Source organism: Pseudomonas sp. R62, from assembly GCF_000257605.1.
Lineage (GTDB): Bacteria > Pseudomonadota > Gammaproteobacteria > Pseudomonadales > Pseudomonadaceae > Aquipseudomonas > Aquipseudomonas atacamensis.
In genome coordinates this window covers 1,386,197-1,392,054 of record NZ_JH635998.1, presented here as the reverse complement: position 1 = coordinate 1,392,054, position 5,858 = coordinate 1,386,197, and the positions used below count along the sequence as shown (strand labels likewise).

Here is a 5,858-nt window from a genome sequence, read left to right as displayed (position 1 = left end):
CTGACAGTCACTGCGTAGTATCAGCATAGAATCAATCAGGCAAAACGGACGGCTTTCAGCGGATGCAGATTCCCCTTGTTCTGATCTGGCTGGCGATCTGCGCCGCCCAAGATGCCCGGCAGCGGCGAATTTCCAATGCTTTGACGTTAGGCGTCGGCGCGCTGGCGTTGGTCTGGTTGTTGGCGACTGGCACTACTTGGCTGGGCGCCGACGCGGGGCAGGGCGGCTGGGCCTGCCTGATCGCTCTGCTGCTGACGCTGCCGGGTTATTTCTTGGGCCGCATGGGCGCCGGCGATGTGAAATTAATGACAGCCCTGGGTCTTGCGACGAACGGCATATTCGTTCTTGGCGCGTTTATCGGCGCGGGCGTGGCCAGCGTGCTGTGGCTGCTGCTCGCGCCAAAAGTCTGGCCTCATATGCGTCAAGGGCTTAGAGCGCATCTGCGTCATCTCGCCCCGGACAAGTCAAAAAAGCTGCCATTTGCGCCGTTCGTGTGGGTAGGTGTAGTGCTTTCGCTGTACTGGATCATCTGATCGCGGGGTGCCACTAGTCCTATGTACATAGTCGGAAAGTGGGTCTACTTTCAATTCAGGCGAATACGCCACCAAAGTGCAGGAATCGTCAGCGTTGGCCGAGCAAATGGAGTGGTTCGTGAACAAGCCTAATTCGGTAAAAATCCTCGTGGTCGATGATCAGCCGCTGATCGTCGAAGAACTCTGTGAGTTTCTCGAGAGCAGTGGCTACCGTTGCGTGCCGTGCGACTCGAGTCTTGAAGCCATCGAGCTGTTCCGGGCGGACCCGGACATCGGTCTGGTGCTGAGTGATTTGCACATGCCGGACATGGACGGCATCGAGTTGATCCAGGCGTTGCAGCGGCTGGCCGGCAAGCAGCGGGTGTTCGAGGCGATCATGCTCACCGGGCGCGCTGACAAGCAGGATGTGATCAAGGCGTTGCGCGCGGGGATTGCCGATTACTATCAGAAGCCGATTGATCTGGCTGAGTTGCTCGAGGGTGTGCAGCGTCAGGAACTGGCTTTGCAGGAGCGGCAGAAGAATCTGCATCTGGGGCATTTGAATCAGAAGTTGCAGTTTTTGTCCGAGTCGATTGATGACCTTTATCAGGATCTGGACAAGGTACGGCGCTCGCCCGTGCCGGTGGTGAGTGATGGTGAGCCTGAGTCTGTGGAGATACCGGCGGTGTTCAATCAGTTGTCGCCCCGGCAGTTGGATGTGGCGCGGTTGGTGGGCAAGGGGCAGACCAATTATCAGATTGCCTGTGAGTTGGGGATTACCGAGAACACGGTGAAGCTGTATGTGTCGCAGGTGTTGCGGTTGACGCATATGCATAATCGGACGCAGTTGGCTTTGGCGCTTTCTCCTGGTAGTTCGGCGGGGCGGCAGCGCGTTACGGCTCATTAATCGGTGAATATCCGTTGCTGCGGTAACGGCTTCTTAGGGTTTCGCCCTTACGGCGAGTCCCTTTTGGCAAACGCCCCAAAAGGAACCAAAAGGTCTTCGCCCTGACGTTCGGCCAGCTCGCTGGGGCTCGGGGTTCCTTCGCTCCGGGATCGATCCTGGCGCAGCGGCTCCGGTTTGCTTCGCTGCACCTCCTTCCGCTGTGTCTGGCTGCGCCAGACGGTCGCTGCGCTCCCACGCCCGGATCAATCCCTCCACTCAGCCTGCCGACGGGCTCCAAGATCAAAATCTACTCGAGCTTGCGCTCATTGTTGAGTGGTGCGGCTTCGCCGCGGGCAGCTGCGCTGCTTTTGCTTTCTGTGGGAGCGAGCCTGCTCGCGAAGGCGGCCTGACAGCCGACCTGTTCTTAATTGGTACGCGATCCAACTGTAAGAGCTGCCGAAGGCTGCGATCTTTGCTTTTGCTTTTGCTGTTCTGTAGGAGTGAGCCTGCTCGCGATGAGGCCAGTCGGTCCGCCGATAACTCGAAGTCGTTTAAATCTGTTTCAAAATAACCAGAACCTTCCCACAAGGTTTTCAGGTTGTCCGTCGGACGTCGGGTCACTAGTCTCTGGCTGTCGTCGAATCTTCGGCGATCGGGTGTGAGAACCCTGCTACTTATGGTCATCCAGTATCTGTGCACGCATAATCGCCGCCAGCTTGTCCGCTGTCTGCAATGTGTCATGGCGGCTGTGTGCGGGCAGACTTCGGTCTGGCCGGGTGTCCATAACCGGTATTCTCACCCCGCATACAGTTGCCACCATTTGCCCCGTGAGAATGGCATTGGGTCGCACCGCAGATTTTGGAGAGCCGTTTCAATGGACAAACTGATCCCAGACCCACCCTCATCCCCCGCCACCCCGCTCGAAGACGCCATGCGCGCCGACGATCTTGTGAAAAACCGCGAAGCGATAAAACGCGCGCTCGATTTCTATCTCTGCCCCGAACCCGCAAAACCGCACCCGCCCAGCGCGCTGTTCATGGTGGTGCCCAATGTCGATACCGAAAGCTTGTTGGCGCATGCCTGTGAGTCGCTGGCGTCAGCGAGTGCGATGGCGAGTAATTTCGCTGGCGAGTTGAGCGGGTTTCAGCGCAGCACGGCGTTGGCGATTCAGCAGATTGTCATGCTGGCCGAGCTAGCCGTGAATCGAGCGCTGGATCGGGTTGATCCGCAGACCTGACCTGCGACGGCGTTATCGTTCTTCGCGAGCAGGCTCGCTCCCACCGAAAGCACGCGGTCGACTGTGGGAGCGAGCCTGCTCGCGAAGGGGCCTTCAAGGGCTCCACCAGACTAATTCTTGCTCTCGATCTTCCCGCCCGCATCCGGATCGTAAAAATCCGGGATCTCGTACTGGTATTTCTTCAGCCAGCGCTGCATCGCCAGTTCGCGTTCGGTGGCTGTTGCACTCTGAGGTTTCGGCGAGGCGGCTTTGTTGCGGCTTTGCAGGACCAGCCAGCCTTCGGTTTCCTGTTGTTGCGCCGAGGCCGGGCCGGTGTCGATGGCGTGGGCGGTGAGGGGCAGGGCGAGCAGGGTCAGGTAGCACAGGCCTTTGCGGATGGTCATGGCTGTCTCCTATTCGAGCGTCGGCGGTAGCGGGTCGATGAAGGCGGCGACGCGGTCGCCGGGTGCGGCTTTGGCGTGGGCCGGGGCTTTGAGTTTTTCTGCGCGTTGCTGCGCTTCGGTGAATTGTTCCGGGGTCAGTTTCGAGCGGCTGACGATTTCCGCAGCTTGCGGCCAGTCGTTCTGGTAGAGCAGCAGGGTGACCATGTTCAGCGTCGCCAGTTGATTGTTCTGGCTCAGCTCGATGGCGGTGAGGAATTCGAATTTCGCTTCGTTGAGGCGCAGTTGGTTGAGGTAGACCACGCCGAGGTCGTTGCGAATTTTCTCGTCGGTGGGTGCCAGGCGCGCGGCGCGTTGCAGGTGGGCCTGGGCCTGGCCGTTGTCGCCACGGGCGGCGTAGACCTGGCCCAGGCCATGTTCGGCCTGGGCGGTGAGGCAGCCGCCGAGCAGGCTGCGGTAGAGCGGCTCGGCTTCGCTGCGACCGAGCAGGCGATAGACCTTGGCTTTGCGCAGGCGCACTTCGCTGAGGTTGTCCGGCAGGCTTTGCAGGTTGGCCAGGCTGGCGTGGAGCTTGCCGTCGCTGGCCAGATCATCGGCGAGGTTCAGCGACAGTTCCTGCTCCGACGTGAGTTTGCTGCAGCTGGACGGCGACAGCAGCGAGGTCCACGGCGCCTGGCCATCCGTGGCGCAGCCGCTGAGCAGCAACAGACTTGCCATGACTATCAGTACTTTCATCAAACGCTCTCCATGAGCCAAGGTCAGTTTGCGAACGCGCGGGCAATGGCGGTGAAGCCCGGGCCGGCCAGTACGATCAGCAGGGCGGGAAACAGAAACAGCATCATCACCACCGACATCTTCGCCGACATTTTCGAGATGTATTCCTGCAGCCGGGTCAGGCGTCGGTCGTCCAGTAATTGCTTGAGCGCCAGCAGTGATTTCATCGCACCGCCGCCCTGGTGGATCAGTTGCTGGAGGATCACGCAGGTGTCGGTGAATTCGTCCACCGCGAGCATCACTGCGGTCTTGTTCAGCTCCTGCCCCAGCTCCAGACCGGAGTCGACGCGGCTGAGGATCAGGCGCAGTTCGCTGGTCAGTTCCGGCAGCAGTTTCTGCGCTTCGACGCTGAGCACGCGCAGCGCTTGTTCCACGGCCATGCCGGATTCGAAGAGGATGCGCAGCAGCGGAATGAACGTGGAAATTTCCACGGCGATGGTTTTCTGTCGGCGGGCGGCGGCGTAGGCGAGCAGGCGTTTGGGCAGTAGATAGCCGCCGCCTGCGGCGAACATCGGCGCCATCCAGCGGTGGCTGGTCTGCGGGAAAAAACACTTCCTGCAAAAAAGATCGCCAGCCCCAGAGCGAGCAGCGGCGTGCCGATCTGGCAGGCGGCGAAGAGCGCGCGTTCGTTGGCGCGGCGCCAGCCGAGGCGGCCGAGCAGGGTCTGGGTTTCGCTGTCGATGCTCACCGAGCCCCGGCCGAAACGGCTGTTGCCCAGCGCGCGCAGCCAGTGGCCGAAACGGTTCTCCCGGACCAATTGGCCGTGCAAGCGCTGATGCACCTGTCGCACGCGGCGGCGCTCGGTGAGCAGGTGATTGCCCAGCAATAGCAGCGAACCGAGGAACAATAACAGCGCGGCGAGCCAGACCATTTCAAACGCTCCGCAACATGCGCCACAGCGCCAGACTGCCCAGCACCTGCAACGCGGCGGCGCTGAGCAGCATGGTCTGGCCGCTTTCGTCGTGCCACATGCCGAGCATGTAGCCGGGGTTGGTCAGCATGAAGTAGCTCACCAGAATCAGCGGCAGCAAACCGAGCACCCAAGCGGTCATGCGCGTTTCCCCCGTCAACGCGCGCAACTGCCGCGCGCCCTGGTCGCGCTCGCGGATCAGTTTGATCAGATTCTCCAGCAGCTCACTGGCATTGCCGCCGTAGCGGTGATTGACCTTCAGGCCGAGGGCGAACATGCGCAATTCGTCCTGCTCGTAGAGTTCGGCAAAGTCGCTGACGGCGTCAGGCAAGTTCACCCCCAGTTGCACGTTGCGCTGTACCCGGCCCATGGCCGCTTTCAAGGGATCTTCACTGGCCTCGATGCCGCCCAGCACCGCATCGCTCAGCGTGCGCCCGGACTTGAGACTGCGCACGGTGTGGTCGAGCAGTTGCGGCAGTTGCTCGATCATGCGGCGGATCCGCCGTCGGTAGCGAATGGCGATGTACAGCCGCAACGCCACGGGCGGGACGAGCAACATGATCAGCAAACCAACCCAGCTCCCGAGCAGAAATCCCAGGCCCATGGCCGCCGCCCACAGGCTCAGCCACAGGCCGAAGCGCTCGCTCGGCTGACCGAGGCCGGCACGCAAAAACATCCGTTCCAATCCCACCCATTTCGTCTGTTCCACGGCCAATTGCGGTTGCCCCGCAGCGAGTCGATTGAGGACTTTTTCCGTCGCGGTCTTGCGCAGGCCTTGCAGGAACAGATAGATCGACAGCCCGAGCAGCATCAGGCAAATGGCGATAAGAATGATCGGTCCCAGCATCTGCGTGCTCCTCGCCGTCAGCCCAGGTGAGCGTCTTGGCGCAGCTTGTCGCCGGCCGGGTTGACCGCTTCGCGCACAAAGCCAAAGCCCGTGCGGCGGTCGAGGCGGAACAGGGTGTTGGTGACGTAGACGTCCTCGCGGATGCCGACCACTTCCACCACTTCACTGACGCAGCGCCGACCGTCGGGCATGCGTGTCAGTTGAATGATCACGTCGAGGGCGGCGCAGATCATCTGGCGCAAGGTGCGTTCGGCGATCGAGCGCCCGGTCAGGCCGACCAGCGTCTCCAGACGCAGCAACGCGTCCTGGGCA

Annotated in this window: 6 protein-coding genes and 2 pseudogenes; 3 read left to right on the top strand and 5 right to left on the bottom strand. The window is 61.2% G+C overall.

The genetic code is table 11. The features are described 5' to 3' along the window. Positions 1-62: 62 nt before the first annotated feature. From OQK_RS07595 to OQK_RS07585, 3 genes are all read left to right on the top strand, one after another. Complete coding sequence (locus OQK_RS07595) at positions 63-533, top strand: A24 family peptidase (RefSeq protein ID WP_016771845.1); 471 nt, start codon at positions 63-65, stop codon at positions 531-533. Between the two features lie 106 nt (positions 534-639). Next, positions 640-1,419, top strand: a complete 780-nt coding sequence (locus OQK_RS07590) for a response regulator transcription factor (RefSeq protein WP_232245428.1) — start codon at positions 640-642, stop codon at positions 1,417-1,419. A gap of 853 nt (positions 1,420-2,272) precedes the next feature. Then, positions 2,273-2,635: a DUF6124 family protein gene (locus OQK_RS07585; protein WP_016771843.1), complete on the top strand. Its 363-nt coding sequence runs from the start codon at positions 2,273-2,275 to the stop codon at positions 2,633-2,635. A gap of 110 nt (positions 2,636-2,745) precedes the next feature. Here OQK_RS07585 and OQK_RS07580 read toward each other — a convergent pair whose 3' ends face one another. The 5 genes and pseudogenes from OQK_RS07580 to OQK_RS31050 form a co-directional block, all read right to left on the bottom strand. Then, positions 2,746-3,018, bottom strand: coding sequence for a DUF3613 domain-containing protein (locus OQK_RS07580; protein ID WP_016771842.1), 273 nt, complete (start codon positions 3,016-3,018; stop codon positions 2,746-2,748). Positions 3,019-3,027: 9 nt separating this feature from the next. After that, entirely contained in the window at positions 3,028-3,750 is a 723-nt protein-coding gene (locus tag OQK_RS07575) for a tetratricopeptide repeat protein (protein WP_016771841.1), read from the bottom strand. A gap of 23 nt (positions 3,751-3,773) precedes the next feature. Beyond that, positions 3,774-4,660, bottom strand: a pseudogene (locus OQK_RS07570) (type II secretion system F family protein). A 1-nt stretch (position 4,661) separates the two neighbouring features. Next, complete coding sequence (locus tag OQK_RS07565; protein ID WP_016771840.1) at positions 4,662-5,546, bottom strand: type II secretion system F family protein; 885 nt, start codon at positions 5,544-5,546, stop codon at positions 4,662-4,664. A 17-nt stretch (positions 5,547-5,563) separates the two neighbouring features. After that, positions 5,564-5,858, bottom strand: a pseudogene (locus tag OQK_RS31050) (CpaF family protein); the annotation flags it as partial.

Bases quoted from the DNA above. Each gene is read 5' to 3' on its own strand.
- OQK_RS07595 (WP_016771845.1), top strand. From the start codon at position 63: ATGCAGATTCCCCTTGTTCTGATCTGGCTGGCGATCTGCGCCGCCCAA.
- OQK_RS07590 (WP_232245428.1), top strand. From the start codon at position 640: ATGGAGTGGTTCGTGAACAAGCCTAATTCGGTAAAAATCCTCGTGGTC.
- OQK_RS07585 (WP_016771843.1), top strand. From the start codon at position 2,273: ATGGACAAACTGATCCCAGACCCACCCTCATCCCCCGCCACCCCGCTC.
- OQK_RS07580 (WP_016771842.1), bottom strand. From the start codon at position 3,018: ATGACCATCCGCAAAGGCCTGTGCTACCTGACCCTGCTCGCCCTGCCC.
- OQK_RS07575 (WP_016771841.1), bottom strand. From the start codon at position 3,750: ATGAAAGTACTGATAGTCATGGCAAGTCTGTTGCTGCTCAGCGGCTGC.
- OQK_RS07565 (WP_016771840.1), bottom strand. From the start codon at position 5,546: ATGCTGGGACCGATCATTCTTATCGCCATTTGCCTGATGCTGCTCGGG.